At 65.8% G+C, this 15,732-nt stretch carries 17 protein-coding genes; 9 read left to right on the forward strand and 8 right to left on the reverse strand.

The window, feature by feature from the left end; all coding sequences use genetic code 11:
• The first annotated feature begins 61 nt into the window (after nt 1–61).
• Together IEW49_RS09740 and IEW49_RS09745 are read left to right on the forward strand one after the other, a co-directional pair.
• Nucleotides 62–667: a DUF4136 domain-containing protein gene (locus IEW49_RS09740; protein ID WP_188642491.1), complete on the forward strand. Its 606-nt coding sequence runs from the start codon at nt 62–64 to the stop codon at nt 665–667.
• The gene (locus IEW49_RS09745) at nt 664–1,800 is read left to right on the forward strand and encodes a M14 family metallopeptidase (protein WP_188642492.1); all 1,137 of its coding nucleotides are present in this window, start codon (nt 664–666) and stop codon (nt 1,798–1,800) included. The genes IEW49_RS09740 and IEW49_RS09745 overlap by 4 nt, the downstream gene beginning before the upstream one ends.
• Nucleotides 1,801–1,809: 9 nt before the next feature.
• On the opposite strand, the gene IEW49_RS09750 is transcribed toward IEW49_RS09745, so the two are convergent.
• The 4 genes from IEW49_RS09750 to IEW49_RS09765 form a co-directional block, all read right to left on the reverse strand.
• Complete coding sequence (locus tag IEW49_RS09750; protein WP_188642493.1) at nt 1,810–1,983, reverse strand: hypothetical protein; 174 nt, start codon at nt 1,981–1,983, stop codon at nt 1,810–1,812.
• A gap of 72 nt (nt 1,984–2,055) precedes the next feature.
• Complete coding sequence (locus IEW49_RS09755) at nt 2,056–2,460, reverse strand: cytidine deaminase (RefSeq protein ID WP_188642494.1); 405 nt, start codon at nt 2,458–2,460, stop codon at nt 2,056–2,058.
• 4 nt (nt 2,461–2,464) lie between these two features.
• Nucleotides 2,465–3,127: a glycoside hydrolase family 25 protein gene (locus IEW49_RS09760; RefSeq protein WP_229658222.1), complete on the reverse strand. Its 663-nt coding sequence runs from the start codon at nt 3,125–3,127 to the stop codon at nt 2,465–2,467.
• Between the two features lie 51 nt (nt 3,128–3,178).
• Entirely contained in the window at nt 3,179–3,661 is a 483-nt protein-coding gene (locus tag IEW49_RS09765) for a UPF0262 family protein (RefSeq protein ID WP_188642496.1), read from the reverse strand.
• Between the two features lie 190 nt (nt 3,662–3,851).
• On the opposite strand from IEW49_RS09765, the gene IEW49_RS09770 reads away from it, so the two are divergent.
• Nucleotides 3,852–5,357, forward strand: coding sequence for a replicative DNA helicase (locus tag IEW49_RS09770; RefSeq protein ID WP_188642497.1), 1,506 nt, complete (start codon nt 3,852–3,854; stop codon nt 5,355–5,357).
• Here IEW49_RS09770 and IEW49_RS09775 read toward each other — a convergent pair.
• Nucleotides 5,354–6,532, reverse strand: coding sequence for a phospholipase D-like domain-containing protein (locus IEW49_RS09775; protein ID WP_188642498.1), 1,179 nt, complete (start codon nt 6,530–6,532; stop codon nt 5,354–5,356). The two genes, IEW49_RS09770 and IEW49_RS09775, sit on opposite strands and share 4 nt — an antisense overlap.
• A 117-nt stretch (nt 6,533–6,649) precedes the next feature.
• Between IEW49_RS09775 and rpoZ the strand changes: the two genes are divergently transcribed.
• Nucleotides 6,650–6,994 (forward strand): DNA-directed RNA polymerase subunit omega, encoded by a 345-nt coding sequence (gene rpoZ, locus IEW49_RS09780; RefSeq protein ID WP_188642499.1) that lies wholly within the window; start codon nt 6,650–6,652, stop codon nt 6,992–6,994.
• A gap of 107 nt (nt 6,995–7,101) precedes the next feature.
• Nucleotides 7,102–8,286 carry a DUF3667 domain-containing protein gene (locus IEW49_RS09785; protein WP_188642500.1) on the forward strand — a complete coding sequence of 395 codons (1,185 nt, stop codon included), beginning with the start codon at nt 7,102–7,104 and terminating at the stop codon, nt 8,284–8,286.
• A 3-nt stretch (nt 8,287–8,289) separates the two neighbouring features.
• Here IEW49_RS09785 and IEW49_RS09790 read toward each other — a convergent pair whose 3' ends face one another.
• The 3 genes from IEW49_RS09790 to IEW49_RS09800 form a co-directional block, all read right to left on the reverse strand.
• On the reverse strand, nt 8,290–8,556 hold the full coding sequence (locus IEW49_RS09790; protein ID WP_188642501.1) for a hypothetical protein: 267 nt from the start codon (nt 8,554–8,556) through the stop codon (nt 8,290–8,292).
• Between the two features lie 34 nt (nt 8,557–8,590).
• Nucleotides 8,591–10,552 carry an ATP-dependent zinc metalloprotease FtsH gene (ftsH, locus tag IEW49_RS09795; RefSeq protein WP_188642502.1) on the reverse strand — a complete coding sequence of 654 codons (1,962 nt, stop codon included), beginning with the start codon at nt 10,550–10,552 and terminating at the stop codon, nt 8,591–8,593.
• Nucleotides 10,553–10,623: 71 nt separating this feature from the next.
• Nucleotides 10,624–11,259 (reverse strand): TetR/AcrR family transcriptional regulator, encoded by a 636-nt coding sequence (locus tag IEW49_RS09800; protein WP_229658151.1) that lies wholly within the window; start codon nt 11,257–11,259, stop codon nt 10,624–10,626.
• A gap of 157 nt (nt 11,260–11,416) precedes the next feature.
• Between IEW49_RS09800 and IEW49_RS09805 the strand changes: the two genes are divergently transcribed.
• The 4 genes from IEW49_RS09805 to IEW49_RS09820 are packed head-to-tail and all read left to right on the forward strand — an operon-like array spanning nt 11,417 to nt 15,732.
• Nucleotides 11,417–12,550 carry an ABC transporter permease gene (locus tag IEW49_RS09805; protein ID WP_188642504.1) on the forward strand — a complete coding sequence of 378 codons (1,134 nt, stop codon included), beginning with the start codon at nt 11,417–11,419 and terminating at the stop codon, nt 12,548–12,550.
• Nucleotides 12,547–13,263: an ABC transporter ATP-binding protein gene (locus tag IEW49_RS09810; protein ID WP_229658152.1), complete on the forward strand. Its 717-nt coding sequence runs from the start codon at nt 12,547–12,549 to the stop codon at nt 13,261–13,263. The genes IEW49_RS09805 and IEW49_RS09810 overlap by 4 nt, the downstream gene beginning before the upstream one ends.
• A 13-nt stretch (nt 13,264–13,276) precedes the next feature.
• Nucleotides 13,277–14,305, forward strand: coding sequence for an efflux RND transporter periplasmic adaptor subunit (locus IEW49_RS09815; protein ID WP_188642505.1), 1,029 nt, complete (start codon nt 13,277–13,279; stop codon nt 14,303–14,305).
• On the forward strand, nt 14,302–15,732 hold the full coding sequence (locus IEW49_RS09820; RefSeq protein ID WP_188642506.1) for an efflux transporter outer membrane subunit: 1,431 nt from the start codon (nt 14,302–14,304) through the stop codon (nt 15,730–15,732). The genes IEW49_RS09815 and IEW49_RS09820 overlap by 4 nt, the downstream gene beginning before the upstream one ends.

Consider the following 15,732-nt stretch of genomic DNA (forward strand, 5'->3'; position numbering starts at 1 on the left):
TTCCTTTCCTCGATTCGATCGCGGGCGTACGGATCGCCACGACTTTCAAGGAGTCGACCCCATGTTCGCCACGTTCCGTCGTCCCGCCCTCATTGCGCTTTCGGCGCTCGCCCTCTCCGCCTGCGCCACGGCGCCCTATGCTGGGCCGACCGAGGTGACTCGTTTCTCCGCGCCCGACCTCGCCGAGGCGCCGCGCGGCCGGATCGAAGTGGTCGTCGCCCCCGGCGAGGAGACGAGCGGTCTCGCCATGCAGCCCTATCTCGACGCGGTGACGCGCGAGCTCGCCTCGCTCGGTTACGCCCCGGTTTCCGGCGGCGGCACGCAAGTCGCCGAAGTGCGTGCCGGGCGCGGCGAATTGCTCGCCGATGGATCGCGCCGCTCGCCGGTCAGCGTCGGGGTCGGCGGATCGACCGGGACCTACGGCTCGGGCGTCGGCGTCGGCATCGGGATCAATCTGGGCGGCGGCGAGCGCCGCACCGTCGACACCAGCATGGCGGTCATGATCCGCGATATGGACACGCGCGAAGTGCTGTGGGAAGGCCGGGCCAGCTTTGCCGCGACCGAAAACGCGGACGAATTCGAGGTCGCCAACGCGGCCGACAAACTTGCCAGCGCCCTGTTCGCCGGATTTCCCGGCAATTCGGGCGAAACGATAGAGGTAGAATGACCCACAATATCGCGATCGACACCGCCTTCGATGCGGGCAATATCGAAGTCAAAGCCGTGGACGGGGCGAGCGCGCGCCTCGCCATCCGCAAGGACAACCAGTCCGAGTTCAAGCAGTGGTACTATTTCCGCGTGTCGGGCGCGGCGGGCCGCGAACTCGAACTCAAGATCGAGGACCTCAAGGATTCGGCCTATCCGGGCGGCTGGCCCGACTACGATTCGGTCGTTTCCGAGGATCGCGAATATTGGGGCCGTGCCGACAGCGAATACGATGCCGACAGCGGCACGCTCACGATCCGCTATACGCCCGAATCGAACATCGCCTGGTTCGCCTATTTCGCGCCCTATTCGATGGAGCGCCATTTCGACCTCGTCTCCGAAGCCGCGCTGATGGACGGGGTCTCGCACCGCGTTCTCGGCCACACGCTCGACGGGCGCCCGATCGACTGTCTCGAAATGGGCGAAGGCGACAAGCATGTGTGGCTCTATGCCCGCCAGCATCCGGGCGAAACGCAGGCCGAATGGTGGATGGAAGGCGCGCTCGACGTGCTCACCGACATGGGCGATCCGGTCGCGCGCACGCTGCGCGAGAAGTGCACGCTCCACGTCGTGCCCAATATGAACCCGGACGGCAGCTTCCGCGGCCATCTGCGCACCAATGCCTGCGGCGCGAATTTGAACCGCGAATGGGAAAACCCGACCGCCGAACGCTCGCCCGAGGTGCTCGCCCTGCGCAATGCGATGGACGAGACCGGCGTGTTCTTCGCGATGGACGTGCATGGCGACGAGGCGATCCCCGCCGCCTTCCTCGCCGGCTATGAAGGCATCCCGGGCCTGACCGAGGAGCATTATGCCGGCTTCACCCGCTACGAGCAGATCCTCGACCGCCGTTCGGTGCTGTTCCAGACCGAAAAGGGCTACGACAAGTCGAAGCCCGGAGAAGCCAACCTCTCGATGAGCACGACCCAGGTCGCGCACCGCTTCAAGGCGACCGCGATGACGCTCGAGATGCCCTACAAGGACAATTTCAAGAGCCCCGACCCCGAACAGGGCTGGTCGCCCGAGAACTGCGAAGCGCTCGCCCGCGACTGCCTCGGTGCGCTGGTGGAGTGGCTCGAAGCCTCGGACGCCTGATCGCGCGGGTCAGGCCGCGAGCAGTTTTTGCGACACCTCTTCGGGGGTGCCGGTGACCAGCAGGGGCTGTCCGCCAATGATGCCGACATTGGTCTGGCCGTTTTCGGCCACCCGCAGCCATGCGACATTGGAAGCGACGACAAGGTAGTTGCCGCCGCGCGAGGCCAGTTCGACGAATTTCATGTGTTGGGACTCCGGTGCGCCGAGCGCGCCGGAGTCTGATAACGCGCAGACCTTAACAGCTTGCCCGCAGCCTCAGTCCAAACTTGCCGGGCCGAAGGCATCGGGCAGCAGCGCGCTCAGCGTGGTGCGACGCACGTCGTCGGGGCCGACGCAGAGGATTTCGGGATCGGTCCCGCCGAGCGCGGCGAGTTCGTTGAGCACCTGGCGGCAACGGCCGCACGGCGTAATCGGCTCGGCGCCCGGTCCGGTGACCGCGACCGCCTCGAGCCCGCCGCGTACGCCCGCATCCATTGCCTTCGCCACCGCAACGGTCTCCGCGCACAGCGCGAGCCCGTAGCTGGCATTCTCGATATTGGTGCCGGTCACCACCGTGCCGTCGGCAAAGCGCAGCGCCGCGCCGACCGGGAAGACCGAATAGGGCGAATAGGATTGCTTGGCCGCATCGCGCGCGGCGGCGATCAGGTCTTCGTCGGTCATCTTGCTACTCCCGCGCCACCACCCAGCGCACCGTGCCTTCGCCGCCTTCGTAGGCGCGATAGGGATTGGCGGTCCAGAGCGTCCACGGGCGCCCGCCGTAATCGGGTTGGTAATATGTCCGCGACAACCACAGGTCGCGTTCGAGCCGCGTCGCGATCCCGAATTGGTCCTGCGCCTCGTGGGACAGCTTGAGGATGGCGGGTTTGCCCGCGTGCGTTTCGATCTGGTTGAGCAGCGTGGTCAGCTCGCTTTCGACCGCGGCATCGGAGAGGGTCTGCGGACAGGACTCCTGCCCCCGGTCGAACTCGACCACCGGGGGGAGCAATTCGCTATCGCGCGGCACGATGGTGGCGAAATTGCCCGCCTGGGGGTCGGCCGGCTGGCACGGATCGAAGCGATGCACAGCGCCCACTGCCAGCCCCGCCTCGCGCGCGCCGGCCAGGTGCCGGGCGAAGGTCGAATCCTTGGCAAAGGCGCCGTCGCTGGCATCGAGATAGGCGAAGCTCGCGCCGTTGGCGGCGAGCGCGCGCCAATTCGCCGCGCCTTCCTCGAGCCCCCATTCGACGCCCTGCACCGGGAATTGCGCGCGCGGCGGGGTCCATTGGCGCAGCTGCCACCAAGCCACGCCGCCCGCGACCAGCGCGACCAGCAAGAGCGCGCCCAACACGCGCGAGACCAGTTTTCGAGATTTCCGTGCCAATGTGCGCCCGCCTGTCCTTCAGCTCTTAATATGCAGGACGCAGATCAGTGTGAAGAGCCGCCGCGCGGTTGCGAAGTCGGTTTCCACCTTTCCGTCGAGCCGCTCGAGCAGCAGCTCGGCGGCATTGTTGTGCACCCCGCGCCGCGCCATGTCGATCGTCTCGATCTCTTTCGGGGTCGCCTTGCGGATCGCCTGGTAATAGCTGTCGCAGATGGCGAAATAATCGCGGATCGGACGGCGGAAGCGGGCGAGCCCCAGCACCAGCGTTTCAAGCTCTGCGTCATCCACGTCGGCGATCAGCAGCACCAGCCGCCCGTCGCGCACAGAAAGCGAGAGGTGGTACGGCCCGTCGGCTCCCTTCTCCGCCGCGCGCACCGGCCGGAAGCTATTGTCCTCGATCAGGTCGAAGATCGCGATCCGCCGCTCCTGCTCGATATCGGCATTGCGCCACAGGATGGTCGCCTCGTCGAGTTCGATCTTGGCAATGCGGTGATCGGGCATCGGGTTAGCCTTCGCAGATGCAACGCCCGTTGTCATTCCCGCGCACGCAGGAACTCCGGGGTAATTTTGCACCACATCGCCCTGGATCCCCGCTTTCGCCGGGATGACGAAAAGTTATGACCGACATCCACAGCACCCAATTGGATCGCGCCACTTGAAGCCCCTCTCCCCCTCCCGCACTATGTCGCTCATGGCCGATCAAGATCTCATCATCCGCGACGACAAGCATGCCGCGCAGGCGTTGCCCTCCAATATCGAAGCGGAGGCCGCGTTCCTCGGCGCGGTGCTGTTCGACAACCGCGTGCTCGAAGAGCTGCCGGTCGCGCTCCAGCCGCAGCATTTCTTCGAATCGATCCACCAGAAGATTTTCGAACGCATCCTCCAGCTGATCGATCGCAATGCGACCGCCAGCCCGGTGTCGCTCAAGCCCTATTTCGAGGGCGACGAGGCGCTCGCCGACCTCGGCGGTACGAGCTACCTGATGCAGTTGTCGGGCACCGGGCTCGGCACGCTCGCGGCGCGCGAGCTATCGCAGCAGATCTACGATCTCGCGCTGCTGCGCGAACTGGTGGTTGTCGGGCGCGATCTCGTCACCGGGGCGATGGATACGAGCGAGGACATCTCGCCCGAAAAGCAGATCGAAAATGCCGAGGCCCAGCTCTATCGGGTCGCCGAGGGCAGCGCGACCAACGAGAGCGCCAAGAGCTTCGGCGCGGCGAGCATGGAATCGCTGCGCCAGATCCAGAAGGCGCTCAATTCGGGCGGCAAGGTCTCTGGCAAGACCACCGGCTTCGTTTCGATCAACTCGCAGACCGGCGGTCTGCACGATTCGGACCTCATCATCGTCGCCGGGCGCCCGGGCATGGGCAAGTCGGCGATCGCGACCAACATCGCCTTCAATGCCGCCGAGCGGCTGCGCACCGATCGCGAAGCCGGCATCGACGACAGCGAATCGATCGGCGCGGGCGTCGCCCTGTTCAGCCTCGAAATGAGCGCCGACCAGCTCGCCACGCGTATCCTCGCCGAACAATCGGGCATCAGCTCCTCGGCGCTGCGCATGGGCAAGCTGTCGAAGGAAGATTTCGCGCAGCTGGCCCATGCCAGCCAGCGCCTGTCCGAGCTGCCGCTCTATATCGACGATACGCCCGCGCTCACCATCGCCGGACTGCGCGCCCGCGCGCGACGCCTGAAGCGGCGCCACAATATCGGGCTGGTGATCATCGATTACCTCCAGCTGCTCCAGGGCACCGGCCGCGCCAACGACAATCGCGTGAACGAGATCTCCGAAATCAGTCGCGGCTTGAAGACACTCGCCAAGGAACTCGAGGTCCCGGTGATCGCGCTGTCGCAGCTCTCCCGTGCGGTCGAGCAACGCGACGACAAGCGGCCGATGCTGTCCGACCTGCGCGAATCGGGCTCGATCGAACAGGACGCCGACATGGTGTGGTTCATCTATCGCGAGGACTATTACGTCGCCTCGCGCGAACCCAAGCGCCCGGTCGAGGGCGACGACGTCGCGGTCCACGAAACCCACGCCCAGTGGATGCAGGAGATGGAGCGGGTCTACGGCCTGTCCGAACTGATCGTCGCCAAGCAGCGCCACGGCTCGACCGGCAAGGTCCGCCTGCGCTTCGAACACAAGATCACCAAGTTCTCCGACCTCGCCGACGAGGATTACGGCTCGCCGGAATATTAAAGCCCCAAGTTCAGTTTCCGGCTGACCGTGTAATCGACCACCGCGACGAGGAACCAGCTGAGGTTCCACTTGATCCGCGTCCACAACCCGCTGCGCTGCCGGTGCAGCGCAGGTGTGATTTCGGTCGAGGCGGGGATATGGGTATCGACGAATTGCCGCATCCGGTCGGCCAGCCCCCTGTCCTCGATCCGCAGCATCAGTTCGAGGTTCACATAGAGGCTGCGCATGTCGAAATTGGCGCTGCCGAGATAGACCGCGTCGTCGAGCACGATCAGCTTCATGTGCAGCTTGCAAGGCTCGAATTCGAAGATCCTTGCGCCCCGCTTGAGGAGGTCGTGATAGAGCGAGCGCGAGGCACCGATCGTCGCGCCATTGTCCGATTTCGCGGCCATGATCAGCCTCGTTTCACCCTTGCGAGCGATATTGCCGATCCGCTGCAACAGCCGCCTGGGTGGCGAGAAATAGGCCATGATCATGTCGAGGCGCGCGCCTTCGATCAGGTCCTCGCCGACGCAACGGGCCCAGCTCGACAGGCCCTTTGTCGGCCCGCCGATCAGCCATTGCACCGGGCCGTCGCCCGGGTCCCATTCGCGCAGCAGCTTGCGGATCGCGCGCCACTGGTGCCGGTCGCTCTCGGTCCACCGCTCGAGCTGGTCGAACCAGTCGCACAGCCGGTCCACCCCGTCGCCCTCGATCACGATACCCAGGTCGTGCCAGCCATCCTCGCACGGTGTCTCGAAATACCCGTCCTCTATATTGAACCCGCCGAACATGGCCTCCTGGCCGTCGGCGATCGCCATCTTCTGATGGTTGCGGATCAGGTAGCGTTGTGACCAGGTCGCAGAAAAGCAGCTGTACTTGCCGCCCGCGGCGACGAATTCATCGAAGAATTTCTCGTCGGCGCTGGCCCCGAAACTGTCGATCAGGAGGCTGACCGCCACGCCGCGCCGCGCGGCTTGGGTCAGTGCATCGCGGACCTTGGTCGAAGCGCCGTCCTCGGCAAAGATGTAGAAACACAGCTTGAGCGATTCGCGCGCGCTCTCGATCAGTGCGATCAGCGCCTCCAACCGGTCGCGACCGTCGGGATAGAAGGTGAGCGTCTGTCCTTGCGCCTCGACCGTGAAGGGCGCCGGATCGTGATAGGACTGTTCCTGCTCGCAGGGCGCATCGGCCATGCGCCCCGCTTCGCACCCCTTGCGCCCACGTGCAATGCTTGACTTTTTCCCGGTTCGCCCCTAGCTCGCCACCCTTCCCGACAGCCATGTCGCTTACACGAATTTACGGAGTGCCCGATGGCGCGCGTTACCGTCGAAGATTGCGTCGACAAGATCCCGAACCGTTTCGACCTCGTCCTGCTCGCCGCGCAGCGTGCGCGCGAGATCTCGGGCGGCGCCGAACTCACGCTCGAGCGCGATCGTGACAAGAACCCGGTCGTCGCCCTGCGCGAGATCGCCGAGCAGAACGTCAAGCCAAAGGACCTCAAGGAGGCCGTGGTGCAGAGCCTGCAGCGCGTGATCGAGGAAGAGGACGACGATATCGACGAGATCGGTTCGCTCAGCCAGTCGGCCGAAGCGCTGCGCATCTCGGCCTCGCAGCCGGCACGCCCGACTTCGATCGGATCCGATTACGACGGCTGATCGCAGCCAACCCGATGATCAAAAGGGCCGCCCGGCGAGGCGGCCCTTTTCGTATTCGCCGTCGGCGCTATCATGCGCCCGAACTGAGCAGGGATCGGGACCGGGGCATGAGTGATATCGGCGAAGCGTTAGGGACGGTCGCGGAGGGCGGCCTCTATTCGCGCGCGGTCGAGAAAACGGACGGCGAGGGTCCGGTCGGAGCAGGGAGGCTGGTGAAAGGTCATTTCGCCGAAGAGACTTGCCTCAATTGCGAGACCTCGCTGCACGGGACGCATTGCCACAATTGCGGACAGAAGGCGCATCTTCACCGTACGATCCACGCCTTCATGCACGACCTGCTGCACGGCGCGCTGCATTTCGAAGGCAAGATGTGGTCGACGCTGCCCAAGCTGGTACTCAAGCCGGGCGAGCTGACCCGCCGGTACGTCGCGGGCGAACGGGCGAAGTTCGTATCACCAATGGCGCTGTTCCTGTTCTCGGTCTTCCTGATGTTCGCGATCTTCCAGGCGGTGGGGCTGACCGCGCCCACCCTGCCCGACACACCTTCGCGCGATCAGATCAAGACGGCGATCGCTGCCGAGATCAAGGGCCAGGAAGATCGCATCGAAACGCTTGACGAACGTCTGGCCGATGAAAACCTCGAACAGTCGGTGCGGGAGCGGTTGAACCGGCGCCGACAAGAAGCCGTCGGCGACCTCGAAACCGCGAGAGCCGCGGCAGCCACGCCCTTCGTCCAGGGCGCGAGCGACGGAACCCAGGCCGAGGCGGACGGGACCGCAACCCCTGACGGCGAGAGCGATACGCGCGTCATCGCCTCGGATTCTTCGGGCGATCGCCGAATGACCATGAACCTCACCGGGATCGATTGGATAGACAACGGCATCGTCAAGAAATGGGAGCAGAACCCGAGCCTGATGCTCTACAAGTTGCAGGCCAACAGCTACAAGTTCAGCTGGCTGCTGATCCCGCTTTCGGTGCCGTTCGTGTGGCTGCTGTTTGCCTGGAAACGCAATTTCCGCGCCTACGATCACGCGATCTTCGTGACCTACTCGCTATCCTTCATGTCGCTGCTGTTCATCTCGCTCAGCATCATGGGAATCCTGAAGGCTCACACTGCGGTGATCGCCTTCGCGGCGCTCTTCATCCCGCCGATCCACATGTACAAGCAATTGCGCGGTGCCTACGGCCTGTCGCGCTTTTCTGCGCTCTGGCGCCTCGTCGTGCTGCAGGTTTTCATCCTGATCGTGCTGGTGCTGTTCCTCCAGCTGCTGCTGGTGATCGGCGCTTTCTGACGGTCAGTCGACCGCCGGGGCTTTCTCGAGCTCGTCGGCCGGATCGTCCCCGTCGCGCAATTTGCCTTCGAGCGCGGCCGCGCCTTCGCTCACCTCGCGCGCAGCATCGGCGGCAACGTCCTCGAGCACTTCGCCTGCCGCGTCGGCGTTCTTGGCGGCATCGTCCGCGGCGTATTCAGCGGTTTTCTCCGCGTTCTGCTGCGTTTCCTGCGAACAGGCGGCGAGCGGCAGCGCCAGCGCGAGAAGCGCGGTCGGAATCAGGTTTCGCATGGTCGTTCTCCCTCTGTAACGAGGGATCAACGCGTCACGCGCCTTGCGGTGCCGGGCCTTCGCCGCCGAACTTCCGACCCGCCTTGGGCACGGCGCTGCCATGCACGGGACGGACGACATTCGGGCCCTTGGGCTCGTCGGGACGGTCGATCTTGCCGTTTTCGAGCAGCTCGTCGATCTCGTCGCCGGTCAGCGTCTCGTATTCGAGCATCGCCTGGGCGAGCAGGTGGAGCTTGTCTTCCTGCGTCTTGAGGACTTCGGTCGCGCGCTTGTGCGCCCCGTCGACCAGCGCACGGATTTCGGCATCGATCAGCTTGTTGGTCTCGCCCGAGCCCATCGTGCGCGCGGACTGGCCCATGCCGAGATAGCCTTCCTGCTGCTCCTCGTACTGGAGCGGACCCAGTTTGTCCGACATGCCCCATTTGGTGACCATGTTGCGCGCCAGCTTGGTAGCGTACTGGATGTCGGAGGAGGCGCCCGAGCTGACCTTGTCGTGGCCGAAGATGATCTCCTCCGCCACGCGGCCGCCCATAGCGACCGCGAGATCGGCATGCATCTTGTCGCGATGGTAGGAATAATTGTCGCGTTCGGGCAGGCGCATCACCATTCCCAGCGCGCGGCCGCGCGGGATGATCGTCGCCTTGTGGATCGGGTCCGAGGCCGGCTCGTTCAGCGAGACGAGCGCGTGGCCCGCCTCGTGATAGGCGGTCATCTTCTTCTCGTCGTCGGTCATGACCATCGAGCGGCGCTCGCTGCCCATCATGACCTTGTCCTTGGCGTCCTCGAATTCCTGCATCGCGACGAGGCGCTTGTTGCGCCGCGCGGCGAGCAGTGCCGCCTCGTTGACGAGGTTGGCGAGGTCCGCGCCCGAGAAGCCCGGCGTGCCGCGCGCGATGGTGCGCGAGTTGACGTCGGGCGCCAGCGGCACCTTCTTCATGTGCACTTCGAGGATCTTCTCGCGGCCCTCGATATCGGGCACCGGGACCACGACCTGACGGTCGAAACGGCCCGGGCGCAGCAATGCGGGGTCGAGCACATCGGGCCGGTTGGTCGCGGCGATGATGATGATGCCTTCGTTCGCCTCGAAACCGTCCATTTCGACCAGCAGCTGGTTCAATGTCTGCTCGCGTTCGTCGTTCGAATTGCCGAGGCCGTGGCCACGGCTGCGGCCGACCGCATCGATTTCGTCGATGAACACGATGCACGGCGCGTTCTTCTTGGCCTGTTCGAACATGTCGCGCACGCGGCTCGCACCGACGCCGACGAACATCTCGACGAAATCGGAGCCCGAAATGGTGAAGAAGGGTACGCCCGCCTCGCCCGCGATCGCGCGTGCAAGGAGGGTCTTACCCGTACCGGGCGAGCCGACCAGCAGCGCACCCTTGGGAATCTGGCCGCCGAGCTTGGAGAAGCGCTGCGGATCCTTGAGGAATTCGACGATTTCCTCGAGTTCTTCGCGCGCCTCGTCGATCCCGGCGACGTCCTCGAACGTCACCTTGCCCGACTTCTCGGTCAGCATCTTGGCTTTCGACTTGCCGAAGCCCATCGCGCCGCCCGCGCCGCCGCCCTTTTGCATCTGGCGCAAGGCGAAAAAGGCGAGGCCGAGGATCAGGATGAAGGGCAGCGCCTGGATCAGCACGTAAAACAGCAGGTTGGGCTCTTCGTCGGGCGCGCCCGAAAAGGCGACGCCGTTCGCTTCGAGCAGCTGCGGCAGCGAGGTATCTCCCGCCACCGGCACGGTCGTGAAGGTCGTCTTGTCGGCATACTGGCCGACGATCTTGTCTTCGGAAATGCGCACCTCGGAGACGCGTCCCTCGGCCACCTGCTGGCGGAACTCCGAATAGGCGATCGCATCGCCCCCGCCGTCCTGCGGCGAGAACATCGAGACGACCAGCAGCAGGACCATGAATATCCCGCCCCATACCATCAGGCTCTTAATCCAGGGGTTGGGCCCGCCCTCTTCGGGTTCGTTGGGGGCGTTGTTCTGATCGCTCATCGCAGGGGCATCCTTTCACGCACGTATGTAGGCGCACGCGGGTGAATGACAAGTTGCCGGGACGGGCACGATCAGCGGCAATTCCGATCGACGGCATAGGCTCGGCAGAATACCTCGACCGCGCCGTCGATCCGGCGCCGGTCTTCTGCTCGGGTCGGTTCCGCGCCGAATCGCCGCTCTAGGTCGCCCATCCCCTTGCACATCGAGACGAATTGTTCGGTTGCGAGCGGGATATCGTCGATCGCGACCTCGCCAGCGTCGTGCATCGCCTCGAGGAATTCGGCGAAGGCCATTTTCATGCGATAGGGCCCGGCTGCGAGGAACGCCTTGCCGATCCCCGGTTCACGCTCGGTTTCGGCGGAAATTCGCCGGTCGAACTGGATCATCTCGGGCCGCGACAGGAATGCCGTCATCGCCTCGCCGATTTCGGTCAGCCGCTCGCGCAGCGTTCCCTCGACGAATTCGGGGACATCGAAGCTACGCCGCATCTTGCCGCATTCGGCTACGACCGCGGCGGTGAAGAGCTCCCGCTTGCCACCGAACTGGTTGTAGATCGTGACCTTCGAGACGCCCGCTTCGGCGGCGATCGCCTCGATGCTCGAAGCGGCATAGCCGTGGTCGAAGAACGCCCGCGCGGCCGCATTCACGATTGCGACGCGTTTCTCCTCGTCCACCGGGCGACCGGTCCGCTTTCTAGTCTTGCTCAAATCGATCCTTGACATATTGAACGGGTCCGTTCACCTGAACGCGATCGTTCAATTGAACGCAGCCGTTCAGGTGAACGCTGTCGTTCACTTATGGACGCTGCGGGTCGCAACCGCAAGAGGCGCGTCGTCACGGCGCGGGACCGGAGCAGGACACGCAATGATCTGGATCGCCATCCGGATGCTGACCGGCGACAGGCAGAAGTTCTACGGGCTGCTGTTCGGAATCGCCTTTTCGACCCTGCTGATCACCCAGCAGCTGACGATCTTCGTCAACCTGCTCGAGCGCGGCGCGAGCGGGGTCTACAACGTGTCGAGCGCCGATGTCTGGGTAATGGATCCGGTCAGCCGTACCACCGATGTCGCCTATGCCATGCCCTCGACCGCGCTCGACAAGGTGCGTGGCGTGTCGGGGGTCGAATGGGCGGTACCGCATATCCGCGCGACCGCGGCGGTGCGGACCAAGGACGGCGACCTCGAAGGCGTGGCGATCATCGGGGTCGACGACGCGACGCTAATCGGACTGCCAAAGCGCATGATCGAAGGCTCACCCGATGTCCTCTCGCAACCCGACAGCGTGATCATCGACGATGTCGGCATGACGCGGATGTTTCCCGACCAGTCGCCGATCGGCGAGCGGCTTGAATTGAACGACCAGCGCGCGGTGGTCCGCGGGATCGCTGATGCGATCCCCAGCTTCACCAGCACCGTCGTGCTCTACACCAAGTATTCGCAGGCGCTGAACTACGTGCCCGGCACGCGCAATCGACTATCCTTCGTGCTCGTCGGCAAGGCCGATGATGTGAGCGCGCAGCAACTGGTCGACCGGATCGAGGCGCAGACGGGCCTGCGCGCCCGCACGCGCGAGCAATTCGCCGGCGACGGGGTCGATTTCATCATCGAGAACACCGGAATTCCCCTGAATTTCGGGATCACCGTGATGCTCGGCTTCATCGTCGGCGTGGCGATCGTCGGGCTGACCTTCAGCCTGTTCATTCGCGACAATATCAAGCAGTTCGGGGCGCTCAAGGCGATCGGCGTGTCCAATGGCCGGATCGCCCGGATGGTGGCGGCGCAGGCGGGCATGGTCGGGATGGTCGGCTACGGCCTCGGCGTGCTCGGCACGGTCGGCTTCATCCACGCCTTCTCCGGCGACCCGACCTTCAAGGGCTTCTACATCCCGTGGCAGATCCCGCTCATTTCGCTGGTAGCGATCGTGCTGATAATCGCGCTGACCGGCTGGCTGAGCTTGCGCACCGTGCTCAAGACCGAGCCCGCGGCGGTGTTCCGGTGAGCGCGGCGCCGATCAGCAAGGCGATTTCGGTGCGCGATATTGCACGCGATTTCACCGCCGGGCAGCAAACCATCCGGGTGCTGCACGATATCGATATCGACGTCCATTCGGGCGAGCTGACCTACATCGTCGGCGAAAGCGGATCGGGCAAGACGACGCTGATCAGCATCATGTGCGGGATCCTCTACCCGACCGAAGGCACGGTCCGGGTATTCGATACCGATATCTACCACCTGTCCGATACCGAACTGGTTGAATTCCGGCTCAACAATATCGGCTTCATCTTCCAGCAGTACAACCTGATCCCGGCGATCGACGCGGCCAGCAACGCCGCCGTCCCGCTGATCGCGCAGGGGATGGACCGGCACGAGGCGCGCGAACGTGCGGTCGCGATGATGGACAAGCTCAACATCGCCGACCAGGCCGACAAGCTGCCCAACCAGCTTTCGGGCGGGCAGCAGCAGCGTGTCGCGATCGCCCGCGCGCTTGTGCACGAGCCGCGCCTCGTCGTCTGCGACGAGCCGACCGCCGCGCTCGACGCCAGGTCCGGCCGCCGCGTGATGGACCTGTTGCGCGAAGTCGCGGTGGACGAGGATCGCGCCTGCATCATCGTTACCCACGACAACCGCGTGTTCGACCTCGCCGACCGCATCCTCGTGCTCGAGGACGGCCGCGTCACCCATGACGGCGCCGAGATGCCCGAAGACCACTAGACGGACTGAGACCATGGCCCTGCTACCGAAAAACCTGAGCTTCTCGCGCCAGATCCTGCCGCTGGTGGCGCTCGCGGGGCTAGTCCTCGCGGTGATCTACATCGCCACCGGCCTGCCCGATCGCGAGCTGTCCGAACCGACCGAAGAACCGCCGCGTGCGCCCCAGGAACTCGCCAATGCCGCCCGAGTGGCGGGCGCGGGCGTAGTCGAACCCTCAAGCGAGGTGATCGATATCGGCACCGCTATTGCCGGGCTGGTGACGATGGTGCGTGTGCAGCCGGGCGATTACGTCACCAAGGGCCAGCCGCTGTTCCAGGTCGACGACCGCGCGGTGCGCGCGCGCGTCCGCGAGGCCGAAGCGCAGATCGGCGAGGCGCGTGCCGCGATCGCCGAAGCGCAGAGCGCCGCCGCAACCGCCGCGCGCCAGCTCGATCTTTACCGCAACGTCTCCGATCCCGCCGCCGTCAGCCGCGCCGAGGTGATCCGCGCCGAGGGCGAGGCGAGCGCGGCACAGAACCGGCTCAATGCCGCCCGCGCCCGGCTGCAGAGCGCGCAGGCGATGCGATCGAGCGCCACCACCGAGCTTGGCCGGCTGGTCGTGCGCGCGCCGATCTCGGGCGAGATCCTCGCGGTCGACATCCGCCCCGGCGAATATGTCTCGACCATGGGCGGCAATGCGAGTTTCATCCGCATGGGCGAAACCCGGCCACTCCATGTCCGGATCGATATCGACGAATCCGAAGCGGCGCGCATCGCGCTGGGAGAGCCCGCAACCGTGAGCCCACGCGGTGCGTCGGACCGCCAGGTCAAGGCCAGCTTCGTGCGCGCCGAGCCGCAGGTGGTGCCCAAGCGCTCGCTCACCAACAGTGCCGCCGAGCGGGTCGACGTCCGCGTGCTGCAGGTCATTTACGCTCTCCCGTCGGCGGCCTCGTCGAACGAGGCGCTGTTCCGCGTCGGCCAACAGGTCGATGCCTATATCCCCGCGCGCCGCAACGGCGCGACGACGGACATCGTCAAACCCGAAGCGGACGAGACCGAATGATCCGCCGCGCCGCCCTTCCCCTCGCCTCGGCGTTGGCGCTGTCGGCCTGCGTCGCCGGGCCGCCGCCCCAGATCGACACGTCCCCGCCGGTGCTCCCGCTGGGTTACGCCTACGCGCCCGAAGCGGGTGTTGCCGGCAAGCTCGAGGACCTGCTGCCCGACGAGGATCCCGCCTTTTCAGCGCTGGTCGCACGCGCTCTCGAAACCTCGCCGACGCTTGGCGAGGCCGCGGCGCGGATCGACGCCGCGCGCGCGTCGGCCGCACGTGCGGGCGCCGAACGCATGCCGCGCCTCGATGCGGGCGCTTCCGTCACCGGTCAGCGCACCAATCCCGTGCAATTCGCCGCCGGCCTGCCGCCGGGTGTCCAGATCGAAAGCGAGCGGATTTCCTATGGCGTCAACCTCGCCGCGAGCTGGGACCCGGACCTGTTCGGCCGCTTGCGGGCGCAGGAGCGGGCGCAAGTGCGACTGGTCGAAGCCGCCGGAGCCGATGCGCAGGCGGTCCGCAACGCGCTGGTCGCCGAGATCGCGGGGGCGGTGATCGACTGGCGCACGCTGGCCCGCCGCGAGGGCGCGCTGCGCGAGGACCTCGCCGCGGCGACAGAGCTTGCTCGGCTTGCGGGCGTGCGAGAACGCGCCGGGATCGCGCCCGGTTTCGACCGCGTGCGCGCCGAGACCTCGGCCGAAACGACCCGCAGCCGGCTCGCCGCGCTCGCGAGTGAGCGGGCCCGTCTCACCGGCCAGCTCGTCACGCTGACCGCCTCGTCGGGACGCGATGTCCTTACTGCCCTGGCCGAGGTTGCACCACGCCCCGAGCGTGCCGTGCCGCCGCCCACCCTGCCCGGCGCGCTGCTCCAGAATCGGCCCGACATCCTTGCCGCCAGCGCGAGGCTCGCGGCCCGCGACGAACAGCTCGCCGCAACCGCCGCGCGCCGTTTTCCCAATCTCTCGCTGAGCGCGGTGGTCGGACTGCTGGCCTTCGGGATCGGCGACCTGTTCGATCCGGATTCGATCGTCGGCTCGCTGGCGGCGGACGTCGCCGCCCCGCTGCTCGACTTCGGCCGGATCGAGGCCGAGATCGACGGCGCGGCTGCAGACAAACGCGGCGCCTTCGAGGCCTATCGCGGCACGGTCTTTGCCGCGCTGGGAGAGGCCGAGGCGGCCTACGGCCTCGTCGCCGCGACCGATGCCGAACTCGCCGCGGCGCGCCGCGAAGAAGCCTCGTCCATCCGCAGCGCCGATCTTGCCAATACGCGCTACGAGGCCGGGCTGGCCGATTTCCTCACCGTGATCGAGGCCCGCCGCGTCGCCGACGGGAGCGCCGAACGCGCTGCCGCCGCGCTCGGCCGCGCGCTGCGCGCGAGGGTGCTGTTGTGGCAGGCGCTTGGCGGGACACCCGCGACCGGCTCGAGCGAGCCGGAAGGCTAG

This window comes from Pseudoblastomonas marina, assembly GCF_014641655.1.
Classification (GTDB): domain Bacteria; phylum Pseudomonadota; class Alphaproteobacteria; order Sphingomonadales; family Sphingomonadaceae; genus Alteriqipengyuania_A; species Alteriqipengyuania_A marina.